Source organism: Clostridioides sp. ES-S-0049-02, from assembly GCF_020658465.1.
In the GTDB taxonomy this organism is placed as follows: Bacteria; Bacillota; Clostridia; order Peptostreptococcales; family Peptostreptococcaceae; genus Clostridioides.
On record NZ_JACVWG010000006.1, the window covers coordinates 34,516 to 53,357 of the forward strand.

Here is an 18,842-nt window from a genome sequence, read left to right on the forward strand (position 1 = left end):
AATATATTTATTTTGAGGGAGGTAATTTATGAAGTTTAGTAAAAGAATATTAGCATTAGGTATTTCAGCATTATTATTAAGTGTTAGTTTTCCAACATCAGCAAATGCACTAGATAAAATCGAAAATATCAAGGGAACGGATAAATATGAAACAGCTGGTATTATTTCTGATAAGCAAGATTATACAACAGCTGTACTTATCAACTCGGATTCTACGATGGTCGATGGTATTTCTGCTAGTGGTCTTGCAGGGGTAAATAATGCAGCAATTTTATTAACTAATAAGAATGATATACCAGAAGCCACTTTACAAAGGCTTAATAGAGTTACTAAGATATATATAATAGGTGGCGAAAATACTATAAGTAAAGATGTAGAAAAAATGCTACTTATGAGAAGAATGCAGGTTATAAGAATTGATGGAGTAGATAGAGTAGATACAAGTTATAAAATTGCAGCTGAAATAGAAAAGATAAAGAGTAGTGATAAGACGTTTTTAGTAAATGGATTTAAAGACGAGGCTGATGCAGTGAGTGTTGCGTCTGTTGCATACAGAGATGGTGCTCCTATTTTATTGACAAAGGATATAGCTTCAGCAGAAGAAGATACAGATTTAGACCCATGGTTTGGTGTTTCACCTGTTCCAGTATATGCTATTGGAGGAAAATCTACACTAAGTGATTATATAGTAAGTAGATATAGAGCAACTAGAATTGATGGTAGTGATAGATATGAAACTAATAAGAATGTAATTAAGAAGTTTTATAATGAAACAAAAGAGTTTTATGTGGCAAGTGGAGATGATTTAGTTTATGCTTTAGTTGCTTCACCAATGGCTAAAAACGCTCCTGTTGTTTTAGTTTCAGACAAAAGCGATAAGAGTATATTAAATAATGCTAATAAAGTTACTGCAATAGGTATAAATGATAATAAGGTTATAGAGCAATGTTTAGAAGCTACAAAATAATAAAATGTTGTTAGTAAAATGAATACATAATATATAGTAAAAGTCAGTATAATGCTTATATTTTAGTGATATATAGTATATAAATGTTAAACTATATGAATCTTCTAGTTGATTTTATGATAAAAATCAATTAGAAGGTTTTTTTTATTAAAATTATGTATCAAAATTATATACTAAATTGAATTGTATATGTTAAAAAAGAGTACGTGAGCTATTCATATATACGAATCAATTATCCTCATAAGTGAAAATGTGAATGGAGTCATACACAAAATTGTATGACAATTCCATCCTATCACGTTTACATCAAAAAAGAAGATATGATGCCTATTTTTTATAAAGAATAAATCTCATAAGAGTTATCTTCTTTTAGCTTTTCTAACCAAACCATTTCTAAAATATCTAATTCTTCTAAGTAGTCTTTTTTAGTTTTGTTATCATCGTGTTTTATAAGTTCTAAAATTTCAAATGTAAATGTTTTTTCTCCATATTTTTTCCAATCATTGTTTAAATCTCTTACCATACATGACCCAGCACCAAGTTGAAATTTGAGGGAGTTAAACTTGCTTTTTATGTCATTGCTCTTTCCAAGATAAATCTTTTTAGTAGTATCACTTTTTATCATAAATACACCAATGTCAAATTTCATTTCCTTATATAGTTGTTTTAATTCACGTTTTCTATCCATTTTCTTAGTACCTCTCTTTATAATTAATATGTAATATGTAAAATTATTTATATATTACATATTATTATAAAGAGATTAATTTCAAATGTAAATAGATTTTGATAAAATTAATTATAAGTTTACTATTACTTAGTATCAATATCTAGGCTAATTAGAGTTATTATATGACTTAATATTATATAAAATTAAAAGAAGAGTTGACATGATGAAAATTATAGAATAAACTAAAAATGTAATAGTTAATGAATATTAACTATTACATTCAAAGGAGGCTGTTATTATGAATAAAAATATAGAATTAATTGGAAACTTTGCAAGTGATTGGATTCGCTATAGTGATTATGAATATAAAATTACTGAAGAAGATGAACTGTATATAGTACCAACAGAAGATGCTGTATTTACTATGTACAATCCATTTGATGTTGCAGATGAAATTATAGTAGATATAATTCGCATAGGACAAGAAGCATTACAAGAGATATCAAAAGAAACTAAAGAAATGAGATTAAAAAAAGAAGTACTTGAATTTGTAAAGAAATATGGGTTGTTAGGATTAATTTATTCAAGTGTATATAATAGAGATATTGTTGGTGAAGAAAGAGTACTGATGATTGAAAAGAATTATATTACAAAAGAGAATATATTGAATACTGATGAGTATGTAAATATGTTCATCCCATTTGCAAGTGATGAAGATGTATACTTTAAAAAATATAAACGAGGTATAGATGTATCAAAACGAGAGGAATCACCCAAGTTTTTTGGAAAAAGACCATTGATTTTAGATTTAGTATTTTCAAGGTTTTATACAGAACAATTGGATTGGATTGTAAATTTTGCTAAGGATATGTGTAGACATTTTAATCAAATTTGTGTCTATAAAAACATGTCTAACCTACTAACTGAAAGTGTGACTATTATGTATGGAGGGTTTAACCCTCAAAAGATTGGATTTTCTATAAGTCAATTAGATAAACCCACAATTGCATGGGAATTTAATTCTTTAAAAACAGCTATTGAAACTATATATGCATTTGCAATTACAAGTGAACCTGCATCTTTAAATAAATGTAAGTATTGTGGAAAGATTTATATACCTACAAATTCTAAATCTCAATACTGTTCACCTTCCTGTAGAAATTGCTCAAATGTAAAGAAAAGCAGAAGTAGAGCTAAAAAAGATAAGTAAATTAATATATCATTCTTTAGATTTTAATTATAAATAACTATTAAATTGATGAATAGTTATAAAAAATATATCTGAGTAATGATATATTTTTTTTATTGAAAAATTTAATTAAAATAGTAATTTTGAGTTGACAAAAACTACTTATAATAATATTATTATAAGTAGTTCTATAAGTTAATAAATATACTAATTTAAATATAACATAAAATGAATTAAAAGTCAATAGAAAAAATAAAAAAGGAGAATTTTAAAATGATATCACCTATTATTTTGAGTTCTATGCATCAAAATTTAAAGGAAATAGAAAGAAATGAATTGCTTGAAACTAATAAAGAATCTAAGTGTTATGGTCTAGTACTTTCCGAAGCGGATGTAAAAGATATAATAACTTCAAGAAATGATACTTTAAAGGGATATGGAAGAATAGAATTAGATATAAAAGTTACAAAACAATTAATAGAAAACATATATACATCACAGTTTACGAATATGGATGATTATTTAGAAATTATTAATGATATGCAAGAAATCTTTTATTACTTAAAAAATGAAACAGATGATAAAATTTGTGATGATGAAATTATAGAAATACTTGATGAACTTTATGAAAAATTTACAGGGAATATGGATAATGTAAGGGGAGAAGCAGAGGAATTTGCAAAAAAGTTTAAATTTGGAGAAGTTTAATCTAATGAGAGGGGAAACTTACTATGTCAAATAATAATCTAACCAACATCAATATAAATGAAAATAATCTAATAAAAAATCAATATGCAATATCTCTACTTAAAGAATGTATGGATTGTAAAGTAATAAATGAGAGAGAAGTATATAACATACAACAGGAAATATCCTTAATTCTTATAGATTTAATTAAAAAATATACAAATGGTCAAAGTACATCAGTAAAGACTGAAGTTGCTGAAAAATTATTGCTTTCAATTTGGTATTCTATTGATGCATATGTAAGTAAACTTGAAAATATAGAAAAAAGAGTTGCAGAATTGACGTCTAAAAATATTAAGTATGTATACTTAGAAGGCATTAAAATTCTTGAATATGATTTACTTGAGTTAGAAAAATTTTATGAAGTAATGAAAATTAGAAAATTAGACACTAATTTAATGGCGTATAATGATACTTTAATGGAACTGTCTGGTTTCTTTAAAAACTATAGTATAAAATTTGAAGCATATGATATTCCAGTGAGTATAGATTATCCATTGGCATTAGATGATATGGATATTCAAGGAATTTATTATGTGAAAAATTATATTGAGAGTATGGATATAGAAAATAGATTTTGTAATTTATTTAGAAAGAAAGATAGAGAAAAATTATTTTATGATTATGGAATAACTTATAAAATAGATTGTGATGTTATACTTATAAATTTATTTGAACTTATTATAAATAACTCTATTTTCTCTACAATTTTAGGTAATGAATCAACTAATTTGAAGATTTCAGAATATGAATATGAATTTTTAGAAAAACAATTTAAAAACATATACAATCATACTTTTGAAGATGAAATTAAGCAATATGAGGAAAATAATGTAGTTGAATTTATTGAAGAAAGTAATAGTTTTGATTTTAATAATTCTGAAGAGCTAAATAAAGAAAGTATAATAAATGAAAAAATAGTTTTATTGCTTGAAGAAGCAATTGCTGTTTTGATAGAAAGATTAAATATAGAAGATGAAGCCATGATAAAATACATAAAAGCATATGAGAAGATATTTATTGAGTCTGTACTAAGTTCAATAAAAAGTGGCACTTTTAAAAGTATGATAACTGTAAGTAAGAATGAAAGTGAACCTTTAGAAAAGTATATTGTTGATGATGAAAATAAATTAGATGATGAGTCATTTAGAGCGATATTCAATGCTGTACTAGAGAGTACTTCTATAATTGAAAAAATAAAAATAATAAAGGAAAATATCAATGCAAAAAAAGACTTTATTGATATTCTTGAATCTGAATGCTTATTTGGGGATGATTATCTAATGCTATTTGCTTCATTAAGTGAATTTGAATTGGCAATACTGGGAAGTGTAGTATTTTATGAAGATATGAGAATGGAAGAAATTAATTTATTAGAACTATTACTAAACAAAAATAATAAAACTACACTATGGAAAAGAGAGTACATTGAATTTATGAAGAAAAAAAATAAGGAAAAAATACATTGTATAGAAGAATATATAAATCAAATTAATTAACAAAAAATTGTGAATAAATAGAATGTTAGTATATAATATAATTTGTAAAGCATATCAAAAATACATATCTGTGGAGGAGACTATGAAAGAATATATTATAAATAATATTGAGGAGATAAGAGAAGAATTAATTGATTTATCTAAAAAAATATGGGAAAATCCAGAATTAGCTTTTGAAGAAAAGTATGCAAGCAGTATTCAAAAGGAATATCTAAAGTCAAAAGGATTTGAAATTGAAGAAGTAGACAATTTACCCACTGGATTTATAGCGAGTTTTGGAGAAGGTAAGCCAGTAATTGGAATACTTGGCGAATATGATGCTTTGCCAGAACTATCACAATCTGTGAGTACAGAAAAAAATCCATTGGTAGAGGGAGAATCTGGACATGGATGTGGTCATAATTTATTGGGTGTAGCAGGTGTAGGAGCAGTCGTTTCTATCAAAGAACTTATGGAAAAAAATAAATTTAATGGAACAATAAAATATTTTGGTTGTCCTGCTGAAGAAGAAGGTGGAGGAAAGACTGTAATGTGTGTAAATGGATGTTTTGATAATGTAGATTGCGCATTTACATGGCATCCTTTTGATATAAATGGAACATGGAGAGGTGGAAGTCTGGCAAATTTATCTGCTAGATTTAAGTTTAAGGGAATAACAGCACATGCAGCTCAAGCCCCTCATAATGGTAGAAGCGCATTAGATGCTGTTGAACTTATGAATGTAGGAGCAAATTATTTAAGAGAACATGTAATTGACTCTATAAGAATGCATTATGTTATAACTAATGGTGGAGGAAGACCTAATGTAGTTCCTGGTTTTGCGGAAAGTTGGTATTTTATAAGAGGTAAAAAAGCAAAGGATGCAGAGAATGTTCTTGATAGGCTAATAAAAGTGGCACAAGGAGCAGCTATGATGACAGAGACTGAAATGGAGTATGTAATTACTGATGGGATTTATGATTATATACCAAATCAGTGTTTAACTGATTTAGTATACGATAATATGATTCTTGTTGGAACTCCTAAAACTACTCCTGAAGAAGAAGAATTTGCAAAAAAATTATGTGCTACTCTTACTAAGGATGAGAGACTAGGTGTAGCTACAGCATTCCAAGACGATAAATCTATTGTGGACAGTTATATACATCATGGTATAGCTGATGGAGCAGAAGATAAGGGATTAGCTGGTTCTACTGATGTTGGAGATGTAAGTTATGTGATACCAGTAGCTCAATTTGCAATGGCAGCATGGCCTGTTGGTGTGGCAAGCCACACATGGCAGTCATGTGCATCAGCTGGTTCAAGTATAGGATTTTCAGCTATGATAAATTCAGCTAAGGTATTGGCTTGTAGTGCTTATGATGTATTTATGAATACTAAGATTATTGATGAGGCAAATATAGAGTTTGAAAAATCATTAGATGGACAAAAATTTAAACCATTGGTATAATCTTGGTAATAAAAATATTTCTGGGGGGAATAACTATGAGAGAACAAGTTGAAAAAGTACTTGAACAAAAGATAAAACCTGTATTACAAAGAGATGGTGGAGATGTAGAGCTTATAGATGTAAATGAGAATGGTGTAGTTTTAGTTAGACTACAAGGTGCTTGTAGTGGATGTCCAGGAGCAACTATGACAATAAAAGCTGTTATTGAAAATGTTTTGGTAAGCGAAGTTCCAGGAGTAACTCAAGTGTTAGGTGTTTAATAAATTTAAATTATACATAAGGATTTATTAAGCTGTGTAAAAGAGTAAGTAAAACATTATAGATATATATGAAAAAGTGTGTAAGTGTATATTCATTTTCCTACACACTTTTTTTTATTTATTATCCAGCCATACCAATAAACATACCTATAAAGTATGGAATTAACCAGATAGTCCATACAACTATACTAAACTTATGGAAGAATTTTTTCTTATCTTCATCGTCCTTATACAAAACAAAAGTAGCCCAGCCTGCATGAAAAAGCATAAGCACAATTGCTAGGAGACCAGTTATACTATGAAGATTTTGGGACAATACAGACTTCACTTCAAAAGCGTGGCTATTAGCTATATTACTCATTGTAAATGTTCCTAAAGTATCAAATATTAAACCAAGCCAAAATATAATTACATGTTTCTTTTTTAAAATTTTAGCTTTTCTTTCTCCAAATACACCTATAGTGTAAAAAATTAAAGCTGATGTTATAAACACTATTGCAAGTATTAATTTAGAACTCATAATTATCTCTCCTTTATTTTTGCTAATATATTTCTAAGATTTTTTACTAATTCATTTAATTCTTTTTCATCACAATTTTTAAAAATACCATCAAAGCTTTCTTGCATTTTACTTTTAAAATTTGTGGCGAATTCAAGTCCATCCTCTGTAAATTTAACATATGTATTTCTCTTATCATCATATTTTTTGAACTTTTCTACATATCCAAATTGCTCTAATCTACTGATTATACCTGATACCGTTCCTTTAGCTAAAGACATCTCATCGCATAGTTGTGAAATTGTTAGTTCTTGATTATGAGCTATTAGCTTTATAACTATAATCTGTTGATGTGTTAATCCATTTTCCTTAAAATTTTCCTCTACTGTGTACATTGTTTTAGAATAGAGTTCTTTTAGAAGCATAGCTATTCTAAAACAATCATAATTAGTTTTCAATAAAATCACCTCTTAGATAGTTTGCATAGAAACTAATATAATATAGTTTCAGTAAATAGTCAATATAAAATTTAATAATTATGTAATAAATAAGAGATTAGTAATATCATAAAAATTTAATTTTAGGTAAAAATAAAACAATTTGATGAAATTTTAACAATTTTTCAAAAGTTTGTTTACACACAACATAAATGATGCTAAAATTGGTTTATAGATAAATATTTAAAATTTAATTTTTATTTAATGATAATAAAACCACGAAGGTTTAAACGTCGATTGACGCTTGCTTTTGGTGGTTTTTTTTATTGCAACAAAGGGGGAATAGGGGTTTGTTAAAGGATATAGTTAAAAAGTTGTTGCAGTTTATTTTAGTAATGTTTTTATTATCTTTTGTGGTTTTTTATATGGCAAGACTTGCTCCAGGAGACCCATTAATTTCTTACTATGGAGATGGTGTAGAAAGAATGAGTACTCAAGAAAAAGAAAATGCTATGAAAAAACTTGGTCTAAACGAACCAATATACAGTCAATATATAAAATGGATTTCAGATGCATCAAAAGGAGAATTTGGGATTTCATTTAAATATAAGCAAAATGTTACTTCTGTTATAAATGATGTTTATATAAATACTATCATATTAGGTGGTTCAGGATACATACTTACCTTTGTTCTAGCATTACTTTTAGGAATTTTTTGTACATTGCATGAAGATAAGCTTATAGATAGGGTTATATGTAAACTAGGTACGATAACCAATTGTATTCCATCATTCTGGGTTGCTTTAGTACTTATACTTATATTCAGTATAAATCTAAGTATACTTCCAAGTAGTGGAGCTTATTCAATGGGAGAGGAATATAGTATATCAAGTAGGATATCTCATTTAATATTACCTCTTACAGTACTTATATTGAGCCATTTATGGTATTACACATATATGATAAGAAATAAATTGCTAGAAGAAATAAGAGAAGATTATGTATTGCTATGTAAAGCAAAAGGTTTAAACAATAGAACCATTGTTTTTAAGCATTGCCTGAGAAATATAATGCCATCATATATAAGTATCATGGCTATTTCAATACCTCATATATTAGGAGGAACTTATGTAGTTGAAAAGGTTTTTTCTTATCCAGGGTTAGGAACTCTTTGTTTTGAGAGTGCAAAGTATCACGATTATAATATGTTATTAGTTTTATGTCTAATAACAGGAGCTTTAGTGGTATTTGGAAATATGCTAGCTCAAATTATAAACAATAAAATAGACCCTAGAATGAAGTACGATAGAGGTGATAACAATGAAGCCGCAATGTAGTGATTTTGAGATTGTAGGAGAAAATTATATTTCAGTAGTAAAAGATGAACAAATAGAAATAAAAAAAACTCTGTTTGAAAAATTTAAACAGTTACCATATATATCAATCATAATTTTATCCATTATAGTTATTGGAAGTGTATTTTCATCTTTGATAATGACACATGAGCCAACATATATGGATTTAGTAAGTTCTAATTTAGCTCCAAGTAAAGATTTTTTCTTTGGAACAGATTCAATGGGAAGAGATATATATTCTATGATATGGTATGGAGGAAAAATATCTTTATTTATAGGAATATTTTCGACAATAATATCAACTATTATAGGAATTGTTTATGGTAGCATAAGCGGTTCAGCATCTGAGCTTGTAGATGATGCAATGATGAGATTTACAGAAATCATACTTAGTATACCATCAATATTAATTATAATATTTGTACAAGCGATACTTGGGAATTCAAATCCAATATCTATGTCCATAGTAATAGGGATAACAAGTTGGATGAATATATCTAAGATTGTAAGGACTGAAGTTAGACAAATAAGAAATAGTGAGTACATACTAGCAGCTAAAAGTATGGGTGGAGGATTTTTATATATATTAAAACAGCACTTACTTCCAAACTTTGTCGCATCAATAATGTTTATGGTAGTAACAAATATAGGTGCAGCTATTGGAACTGAGTCAACACTAAGTTTTTTAGGAATTGGTTTGCCAATAGAAATTGTTTCTTGGGGAAGTATGCTATCTTTATCAGAAGAAGCACTTCTTTCAAATAGATGGTGGATTATCCTAATTCCAGGTATATTTTTAGTTACTACATTGGTCTGTATAACTAATATTGGTAATTATATAAGAAAGAGCAATAATAAAAAATCAAGTAATTTATAAATCAGCGTTTTAAGTGTTAAATAAGCAAATACTAAGGTATTTGAAATATCTATTTAAATAAATGGGGTCAAAGCTTTAAAAAATATTTATTATTAAAAGCAAAAGGGGGAGCATCATGAAATTAAAAAAATTAAAAGTTTTAAGTCTAGTAATGATACTTAGTCTAATGGCAGGCTGTTCGAGTGCAGGAAATGGGGACAAAAAAACAGATAAACCTAAAGATGGTAAAGTACTTGTTTATGGAAGTAATGACTATACAAGTATAAATCCAGCACTATATGAACATGGCGAAATAAATTCATTGATATTTAATGGATTAACAGCTCATGATGAAAATAATAAAGTAGTTCCTTGTCTAGCAAAAGATTGGAAATTTGATGAAGCAACAAATACATATACTTTTAATTTAAGAGATGATGTTAAGTGGCATGATGGAGAGAAATTTACAGCAAATGATGTTAAATTCACAATGGAAACTATAATGAATCCAGACAATGCTTCTGAAATAGCATCAAATTATGAAGATATAACAAAAATTGATGTAATTAATGATACTACTATAAAAATTGCTTTAAAAGCACCAAATACAGCAATGCTTGATTATTTAACAGTTGGAATATTACCAAAACATGCATTAGAAGGTAAAGATATAACTACTGATGGATTTAATCAAAAACCAATAGGTACTGGACCATTCAAACTTGAAAAATGGGATAAAGGGCAAAGTATAACACTTGTTAAAAATAGTGATTATTTTGTAAAAGAGCCAGGACTGGATAAAGTAGTATTTAAGATTGTACCAGATGACAAAGCTAAAGCAATGCAATTAAAATCAGGTGAATTAGATTTAGCACAAGTAACTCCTAAAGATATGTCTAATTTTGAGAAAGACGAAAAGAATTTTAAAGTAAATATAATGAAAACTGCAGATTATAGAGGTATACTATATAACTTCAATTCTAAATTCTTTAAAGATGAAGAGACTAAAGGATTACCAAATGCTTTAAGTTATGCAATAGATAGAAAAGCAATAGTGGATAGTGTATTATTGGGTCATGGTGTAGCCGCATATTCACCTTTACAAATGGGACCATATAATAATCCTGATATAGAGAAATTTGAATATAATCCAGAAAAGGCTAAGCAAGAAATTGAAAAATTAGGTTGGAAGTTAGGTTCTGATGGAATATATGAAAAAGAAGGTACTAAATTAGCTTTTGAAATAACAGCTGGCGAAAGTGACCAAGTTAGAGTTGATATGGCTAAAATATGTGCACAACAGCTAAAAGAAATAGGTGTTGATGCTAAAGCTGTAGTTGTAACTGAAACAGATTGGGCTAATCAAGATGCGCACTTAATCGGTTGGGGAAGTCCATTTGACCCAGATGACCATACATATAAAGTATTTGGAACAGATAAAGGTGCAAACTACAGTGCTTATTCTAATCCTACTATAGACAAAATACTTCAACAAGCAAGAGAAACAGAAAATAAAGATGAAAAATTAAAGTTATATAAACAATTCCAAGTAGAGATGACTAAAGATATGCCATATACATTTATTGCTTATATAGATGCTATATATGTTGGAAAACCAAATATAAAAGGTTTAACACCTGATACAGTTTTAGGTCATCATGGTGTAGGGATATTCTGGAACATAGCTGATTGGACAATAGAATAATAGTTAGATTAATTAGAAACCTTAGGGATGAAATATATCCCTAAGGTTTGAATAGCACAGGGGTTGATGGTTTTTGGAACATTTATTGGAGGTTAATAATCTATCTGTAAGTTTTAAAATAGAAGAAGGCGAAGTACAGGCTGTGAGAGATGTGTCCTTTACCCTAAAGAGGGGTGAAACACTAGCTATAGTTGGAGAATCTGGTTGTGGAAAATCTGTATTATGCAAAAGTTTGATAAAGATACTTCCATATAATGGATATATCAAAAGTGGAGAGGTTCTATTTAAATCAAAGGACTTAGTTAAAAAATCTGAGAAAGAAATGGAAGATATTAGAGGAAGAGATATATCAATGATATTTCAAGACCCTATGACATCTTTGAATCCAACCATATCAATAGGAAAGCAAATAACTGAAGCTATAGTAATCCATCAAGGCATAAGTAAAAGTGAAGCTAAGAAAAGAGCTATAGAGCTTATTGAATTAGTTGGGATAGATAATCCTGAAAAAAGATTTAAACAATTTCCGCATCATTTTTCAGGAGGAATGAGGCAACGTATAGTAATTGCTATAGCACTAGCTTGTAATCCAGAAGTATTAATTGCTGATGAGCCTACAACAGCTTTGGATGTGACTATACAAGCTCAAATAATTGACTTAATAAAAGAACTGCAAAATAAAATAGGTTTATCAATAATATTTATAACTCATGATTTAGGTGTAGTTGCAACTATGGCTGATAGGATAGCAGTTATGTATGCGGGTAAGATTGTAGAAATAGGAACAGTAGAAGATATATTTTATGACCCTAGACATCCATATACTTGGGGATTATTAGGTTCATTACCTACTTTAGATTCACAAGAAGATTATTTGTATAATATACCTGGAATGCCTCCAAATTTATTAAATCCTCCAAAGGGGGATGCATTTGCAGTAAGAAATAAAAATGCTCTTAGGATAGATTATGAAAAGGAGCCACCAATGTTTAAAATTAATGATACACACAGTGCAGCAACTTGGTTATTGCATCCAGATGCACCTAAAATAAAAATACCAGTTAGGGTAAATGGTGGAAGGGTGATTTTTAATGAATAAAGAAAAAATACTAGAAATAAAAAATTTAAAACAATATTTTCATTTGGATAAAAGTACTATTGTAAAAGCAGTTGATGATATAAGTTTTGATATATATAAAGGAGAGATATTTGGTTTAGTAGGAGAATCTGGTTCAGGAAAATCTACAACTGGTAAAACTATAATAAAGTTACATGAGCCTACTGGTGGAGACGTAATTTACAAGGGAAATTGTATCTCAGATAAAAAATCATATAAATTTGTAAAAAAAGATGTAAATAAAAGTATGCAGATTATTTTTCAAGATTCTACCTCATCATTAAATCCTCGTATGACAATTGGAGATATAATTTCAGAGCCACTTAAAATTCAGGGTGTCTGTAAAAATAAAGCAGAAAGACTGGATAAAGTCTATGAGATGTTAAATTTAGTGGGACTTGATAGAAGCTATGCAAATAAATATCCTTCTGACTTTTCAGGTGGGCAAAGACAACGTATTGGTATAGCTCGAGCTCTTTCAGTAGACCCAGAGTTTATAATAGCTGATGAACCGATAGCCTCTTTAGATGTGTCTATACAAGCACAAATAGTAAATTTATTTAAAAAATTACAGAAAGAAAAGAATTTAACTTGTTTGTTTATAGCGCATGATTTATCTATGGTGAGACATATTAGTGACCGTATAGGAGTTATGCATAATGGAAAATTAGTAGAATTAGCGAATTCAGAAGAGTTGTATAATAATCCTATACATCCATATACAAAGTCTTTACTTTCTGCAATTCCTATTCCTGACCCAAGATATGCTAAGGTAAGAAATAGAGTGGAATATAATTATAGTATGTATAATTGTTCAAGTGATGAGTTATCAAGTTGGATTGAGGTTTCAGATGGTCATTTTGTATATGCTTCTAAATCAGATATAAATAAATACCAACAAAATTTAAAAGTTGTTTAGTGTAAAAACCATTCTAGGTAAGAGTTGCTTATTTAGAGTGGTTTTTAGGTATAAAAGTGTAAGCTTTAGAACGTTACCTTTAATTATTATATTTAAAAATTTTATGATTAAAGTGTTAGCAAGTAGCATATTCTTTTATAAAGGTTTATATAAAGTACTTAAAATTGTTCTATATTTTGTCTTTAAATATATTAATATTAAAAAATTTACACTTTTAACAGGATTTATGTAAGTGTTTATAGAAATAAATAAGTATGTACATAATACATAATTATTTTTTATAATTCTAAAATAAAAGAATGGAGAGATAGCTATGAAGTGGAGAGATTATGCTGATGATGTAAACTTATTTGAGGATTTTGATAGAAGTATCAAACCTCTAACTGACGAACAAAGAAAGAAAAATATAAACACTTTAATTGCATATTTTTCAAAAGAAGTTCCTTCTAAAATATACAATTTATCAAATGATGAAATCAAGCCTAGAGATATACTTAGAGGACTTCTTAATGTATATCCACCAAAAGAAATTGCTCCAGAGATACTTAGTATGTTACATAACTTATTGTTAATTGAATGTGAAGAAAGAGAGTTAGTAGATGTAAATGATATAGAAGAAGTTGAGGAAGGCATTGCTATATGGAGAGGCAATATAACTAATTTAAAAGCAGATGCAATAGTAAATGCTGCAAACAATAAGCTATTAGGATGTTTACAACCATTACATTTATGTGTAGATAATGAGATACATTCATGCGCAGGTCCTAGACTTAGAGAAGATTGTGATAAAATAATAAAAAAACAAGGACATTTAGAATATACAGGAGATGCTAAAATAACTAGAGGTTATTGTCTACCTGCAAAATTTGTAGTACACACTGTTGGACCTATTGTATCTGGTGGTCAGCCAAGCAAAGAACAGGAAAAACAATTACTACATTGCTACAAATCATCTCTAAATACTATAAGAGAAATTGATGAAATAAAGAATATCGTTTTTTGTGGTATTTCTACAGGGGTATTTGGATATCCAAAAAAAGAAGCAGCTAATCTTGCTGTAAATAGAGTGAGATTATGGCTAAAAGAAAATCCTGAGAAAAATTTAAAAGTTGTATTTAATGTATTCACAGAAGAGGAAGAAGAAAAATATAGAAGAATATTTAGATAGCACTTGCCAATAAAGTATCTAGTAATATTTATTAGATAAGGCAATAGCTTATAAATATTAATGATTGATAAAATATAATTTGTAATTTTAGTAGATTAATAGGTATAATAGAAATCATAAGAGTAGTATAAGTAGCGATTGTATTACTTTTAAAAAACAAAATATAGGAAAATTAAATGGTAAATAAATATGAAAAATAGTTTTAAGAATTATATTAGTTTAAGAAATAAGGTAATAATTGTATCAGTTGTATTTCTGTTAATACCCTTAATCATATCGTATATATTTGGCAAATTGGTGTACGATAGCTCAGTTGGCTCAGAACAGTTAATAAAAAAAGAAGATGTATTAAAAGTATTTTCTAAGAGGAAAGATAAGCCCTTAGATAAATTGAAAAACTACAAGACAGATGAGCTGATGATACAAAGCTCTAATAATTACAAACTTGAAAGTCTTTTTATGAATTCAAATATAAAAACAAAAAATACTATTATAATTGTTCATGGAATGGGAAGTAATCACTATGAAATGCTAAAAATAGCATATGAATACTTAGATAAAGGTTATAATGTATTGATTTACAATCAAAGAAATACTGGTAATAGTGGAGGCGACAATTATACATTTGGTCTTTATGAGAGATATGATTTAGATAGTATAGTTAAGTTTGTAAAAAATAAATTCCCAGATGGTAAATTGGGAATCCATGGATTTTCTATGGGTGCAGGAACAGCTGCTATGCATACAGCTATAAACTCAGAAAGTCAAGAGGTCGATTTTTATATATTGGATTCTCCATATTCTGAAATGAAGGATGCCATTAGAATGGGAGTAATAGAAAAACATATACCAAATGTATTAGTAAATTATGTCGTAGCATGTGGGGATGTGTATAATAAATTTAAATCTGGATTTTGGTATAGTGATGTAGAACCATATAAGGCAATCGAAAAGAGTAATGTTCCTATACTATTTATACATGGAACAAAAGACACTGTTTGTAATTATCAAAATAGCCAAACCATGTATGACTTAGTCAAGCATAATAAAAAAGAGCTATGGCTCATAGAAGGTATTGAACATGTTGCTGGATATGACTCTGATAGTAGAGCATATTTCAATAGAATTTTTAGGTTTATAGATAGTAGTATTATCAATTAATAGAAATTAGTTGTATATTTTAATAGCTTATTTATTTTATTACAAAATAAATAAGCTATTTTTCATATTAAATATAAATATTTAATATGAATTAATTGATTATGAAAATGAAAATAACTACCAATTAAATTCACCTGTACCTCAAATAAAAGAGTTAGTATTATATACAATAAAATCTAACGAAAAGAGAGGTAGTATATATGAAAAACAAAAATAATAAAGAAAAAGGCATGTTGAATATGAGAGTATTAAGAGTTTTGGGATTACTATTAATATTTTTTGACTATACAGGAGATACTTTAAATTTTTATAACTTTTTTGCTAAACCCTTAGTATCAGGAAGTTTATATCAATCAGGAGGAGCTGATTATATAGTATTATTGTTATTTGTTACAGAATGTGTATACTTAGTTGGAAGATACATATTAAAAGTTAAAATAAATTGGAGTGAAGTTATTGAAAATGAAAAAGATAATTTTATTAATAATTTATTAGTTGAGAAGATACAAGAAGAAAGCAACTTTGTATATAACCTATTAAACTCATTTATTTTACCGCATGTATACAAGATAGGAAAATTATTCATATCAAAAACACATAATACGTTAATCTACATTAAGGAAAATTACTATTATGTAAATATATATTAATATATTTAACTATTTAGTATATTGAATTTTATATGTGGCTACCAAAATGAACAATATAGGTTTTTATGATAGACTGAGTTTTTTGATGTACGTTTTTGGCATACATAAAAATCGCAATTTACTTTACAATTAATTTATAAATCATGTAAAAATAGATTGCGATTTTTATTTTTAAACTTCTGCTATGATTTTGCCTGTGTCAATCAAATCATATCCACCAAGACCTTGAAGTTCGGCCTTAAATTCAGCTGAATTAATTATACTAATTATAGTTTGGTAGACAGGGTTTTTCAAGTCTTCTTTTTTAATAACCAAATCATAACGTTCCTTGTGAAGAGGAATAAAGTCAATATTGTTTACTTGTAGAGCAGCTTTTTCATTGCCTAATCCAACATCAGCTATACCACGAGAAACCTTGCTTGCTACACCTAAATGCGATAATTCTTCATTATAATAACCATTTATATCAGTGCCATTAAAATTTAAAAGTCTAAGTTTGCCATCAAGCAAAACTCTAGTTCCAGCCCCTTTTTCTCGATTTACAAGTGTTATATTTGGTCTGGTTAAATCATTCCAACCTTTTATTTCCTTAGGATTTCCTTTAGCAACATAAAAACCTTGCATTCTATATGCTAGATTTATAAGTACACATGGGATTCCTGGCAATAGTTTTTTAACAAAAGTACTATTATATTCGTCTGTTTCAAAATCCCATAGATGGGATGATGCTATAGAAACCCTGCCATTATATAATTCATATAAAGCATTATAACTTCCTATATAAGAGCGAAATGTATTTACTCTATCTAATCTTTTTTCAACAGACCTAGCTAAAATGTCTAATATTACATCTTGACCAGAAATAATAATTTTACAATTATTATCAATATCTATATTTTTATTGTTAAAATGTGTATCTTTAATTTTACCAGTTTTTTGATTGTTGATATATTCTTCGACATCTTTAATATCAACTCTTATTTTTTTACCTACTTTGTAAGAAGGAAGTTCACCTCTTTTGATTAATTCATATACAGTATTTTTTGTTATCTTTAATAATTCAGCTACTTCAACAGGTGTCAAAGATGATAATGAGTCCATAATCCACCTCCATATAAGGTTATTTTAACATTAAAAAAAGAAAAATGTAGAAAAATATTTAAAAGTAATATAAATAATTTACTTGAAAATTTATTAGCAGGTATATATAATTAAGTTATATATAACAAAACATGATAAAACATGATGAAACGAATTAAAATATGTATCAAATTTACAAAAAGGGAGAGTATTATGAAAAAAATATTGGGAATATTAGGATTAGTTGCATGTTTAACTTTGGGGACAGTTGGATGTAGTAGTAAAGAAAGTCCAAAAGATGATGGTAAAGAAGAAAAAACAAATAAAAGCAGTGAGACAGTAGAACTAAACATATCTGCTGCTGCAAGTTTAAAAGAAGCAATGGCAAAAATTGAAGAAGAATACAAAAAAGTTGATTCCAATGTAAAGCTTACAGTTAACTATGGAGCATCAGGTTCACTTCAACAGCAAATAGAACAAGGTGCACCATGTGATTTATTTATTTCAGCAGGTCAGAAACAAATGAAAGCTTTAGATGAAGAAAAGTTATTAGTTTCTGATACTATGAAAGATTTAGTTAAAAATGATTTAGTTCTTATTTCTTCAGCTGATAGTGATGTATCTAGTATGAAAGACTTAACTACAGATAAAGTAAAGAAAATTGCAGTTGGAGAAGCTGAAAGTGTTCCAGCAGGTAAATATGCAGATGAAGTATTAACTAATTTAAATTTAAAAGATACATTAAAAGATAAATTGGTGTTTGCGAAAGATGTAAAAGAGGTTTTAGCATGGGTGCAATCAGGTAATGCAGATGTTGGATTCGTTTATTTTAGTGACACTGTGAATAATGATAAAATAAAAGTAGTTGAGAAAACAGATGAAAAAACTCATTCACCTATTACATATCCAGTTGCAGTAATTGAAGCTAGTAAAAATGCAGATGCTGCTAAGAAATTTGAAGAATTCCTGTTGAGTGATGCAGGACAAAAGATTTTTGAGGAATTTGGATATAAAAAAGTAGAATAAGCTTACAAATAATTTATATGTAATTAAAAAGAAGTTGTATATAAATAAATGAAAATTGAAAATAATTGTATATTATAATAAAATGGA

The 18,842-nt window shown here is 27.9% G+C and carries 19 protein-coding genes; 15 read left to right on the forward strand and 4 right to left on the reverse strand.

From position 1 onward, the window contains the following. Positions 1–28: 28 nt before the first annotated feature. On the forward strand, positions 29–967 hold the full coding sequence (locus IC213_RS13610) for a cell wall-binding repeat-containing protein (protein ID WP_227433339.1): 939 nt from the start codon (positions 29–31) through the stop codon (positions 965–967). Between the two features lie 334 nt (positions 968–1,301). Here the strand turns inward: IC213_RS13610 and IC213_RS13615 are convergent, their stop codons facing one another. Beyond that, complete coding sequence (locus IC213_RS13615; RefSeq protein WP_227482965.1) at positions 1,302–1,655, reverse strand: GIY-YIG nuclease family protein; 354 nt, start codon at positions 1,653–1,655, stop codon at positions 1,302–1,304. A gap of 280 nt (positions 1,656–1,935) precedes the next feature. Here IC213_RS13615 and IC213_RS13620 point away from each other — a divergent pair, with 280 nt between their 5' ends. The 5 genes from IC213_RS13620 (at position 1,936) to IC213_RS13640 (ending at position 6,782) form a co-directional block, all read left to right on the forward strand. Further along, a complete protein-coding gene (locus tag IC213_RS13620) occupies positions 1,936–2,847 on the forward strand; it encodes a recombination protein NinG (RefSeq protein ID WP_227863174.1) in 912 nt (303 codons plus the stop codon). 252 nt (positions 2,848–3,099) lie between these two features. Then, positions 3,100–3,534 (forward strand): DUF6323 family protein, encoded by a 435-nt coding sequence (locus IC213_RS13625; protein ID WP_227433336.1) that lies wholly within the window; start codon positions 3,100–3,102, stop codon positions 3,532–3,534. Positions 3,535–3,557: 23 nt separating this feature from the next. Beyond that, positions 3,558–5,072: a DUF6179 domain-containing protein gene (locus tag IC213_RS13630; RefSeq protein WP_227863175.1), complete on the forward strand. Its 1,515-nt coding sequence runs from the start codon at positions 3,558–3,560 to the stop codon at positions 5,070–5,072. 82 nt (positions 5,073–5,154) lie between these two features. Further along, positions 5,155–6,522, forward strand: coding sequence for a M20 family metallopeptidase (locus IC213_RS13635; protein ID WP_227433334.1), 1,368 nt, complete (start codon positions 5,155–5,157; stop codon positions 6,520–6,522). 35 nt (positions 6,523–6,557) lie between these two features. Then, a complete protein-coding gene (locus IC213_RS13640; RefSeq protein ID WP_227433333.1) occupies positions 6,558–6,782 on the forward strand; it encodes a NifU family protein in 225 nt (74 codons plus the stop codon). 121 nt (positions 6,783–6,903) lie between these two features. Here the strand turns inward: IC213_RS13640 and IC213_RS13645 are convergent, their stop codons facing one another. Together IC213_RS13645 and IC213_RS13650 are read right to left on the reverse strand one after the other, a co-directional pair. Then, positions 6,904–7,302: an HsmA family protein gene (locus tag IC213_RS13645; RefSeq protein WP_227433332.1), complete on the reverse strand. Its 399-nt coding sequence runs from the start codon at positions 7,300–7,302 to the stop codon at positions 6,904–6,906. Between the two features lie 2 nt (positions 7,303–7,304). Continuing rightward, positions 7,305–7,739, reverse strand: coding sequence for a MarR family winged helix-turn-helix transcriptional regulator (locus IC213_RS13650; protein WP_255605859.1), 435 nt, complete (start codon positions 7,737–7,739; stop codon positions 7,305–7,307). 329 nt (positions 7,740–8,068) lie between these two features. Between IC213_RS13650 and IC213_RS13655 the strand changes: the two genes are divergently transcribed. The 8 genes from IC213_RS13655 to IC213_RS13690 all read left to right on the forward strand — a co-directional run bounded on the left by IC213_RS13655 (position 8,069) and on the right by IC213_RS13690 (position 16,649). Continuing rightward, complete coding sequence (locus IC213_RS13655; RefSeq protein ID WP_227433331.1) at positions 8,069–9,055, forward strand: ABC transporter permease; 987 nt, start codon at positions 8,069–8,071, stop codon at positions 9,053–9,055. Beyond that, complete coding sequence (locus IC213_RS13660) at positions 9,039–9,950, forward strand: ABC transporter permease (RefSeq protein ID WP_227433330.1); 912 nt, start codon at positions 9,039–9,041, stop codon at positions 9,948–9,950. The genes IC213_RS13655 and IC213_RS13660 overlap by 17 nt, the downstream gene beginning before the upstream one ends. Before the next feature lie 115 nt (positions 9,951–10,065). Next, on the forward strand, positions 10,066–11,634 hold the full coding sequence (locus IC213_RS13665) for an ABC transporter substrate-binding protein (protein ID WP_227863176.1): 1,569 nt from the start codon (positions 10,066–10,068) through the stop codon (positions 11,632–11,634). Positions 11,635–11,707: 73 nt separating this feature from the next. Then, positions 11,708–12,733 carry an ABC transporter ATP-binding protein gene (locus IC213_RS13670; RefSeq protein ID WP_227863177.1) on the forward strand — a complete coding sequence of 342 codons (1,026 nt, stop codon included), beginning with the start codon at positions 11,708–11,710 and terminating at the stop codon, positions 12,731–12,733. After that, entirely contained in the window at positions 12,726–13,670 is a 945-nt protein-coding gene (locus IC213_RS13675; RefSeq protein WP_227433327.1) for an ABC transporter ATP-binding protein, read from the forward strand. Before IC213_RS13670 ends, IC213_RS13675 begins: the two co-directional genes overlap by 8 nt. 313 nt (positions 13,671–13,983) lie before the next feature. Further along, positions 13,984–14,838 (forward strand): protein-ADP-ribose hydrolase, encoded by an 855-nt coding sequence (locus tag IC213_RS13680; protein ID WP_227433326.1) that lies wholly within the window; start codon positions 13,984–13,986, stop codon positions 14,836–14,838. A 189-nt stretch (positions 14,839–15,027) separates the two neighbouring features. Then, complete coding sequence (locus IC213_RS13685) at positions 15,028–15,999, forward strand: alpha/beta hydrolase (protein WP_227433325.1); 972 nt, start codon at positions 15,028–15,030, stop codon at positions 15,997–15,999. 200 nt (positions 16,000–16,199) lie between these two features. Next, positions 16,200–16,649, forward strand: coding sequence for a hypothetical protein (locus IC213_RS13690; protein WP_227433324.1), 450 nt, complete (start codon positions 16,200–16,202; stop codon positions 16,647–16,649). 171 nt (positions 16,650–16,820) lie between these two features. Here the strand turns inward: IC213_RS13690 and IC213_RS13695 are convergent, their stop codons facing one another. Continuing rightward, positions 16,821–17,750 carry a helix-turn-helix transcriptional regulator gene (locus IC213_RS13695; RefSeq protein ID WP_227482962.1) on the reverse strand — a complete coding sequence of 310 codons (930 nt, stop codon included), beginning with the start codon at positions 17,748–17,750 and terminating at the stop codon, positions 16,821–16,823. Positions 17,751–17,942: 192 nt separating this feature from the next. Between IC213_RS13695 and modA the strand changes: the two genes are divergently transcribed. Further along, a complete protein-coding gene (gene modA / locus IC213_RS13700; RefSeq protein WP_227824759.1) occupies positions 17,943–18,755 on the forward strand; it encodes a molybdate ABC transporter substrate-binding protein in 813 nt (270 codons plus the stop codon). Positions 18,756–18,842 lie beyond the last annotated feature (87 nt).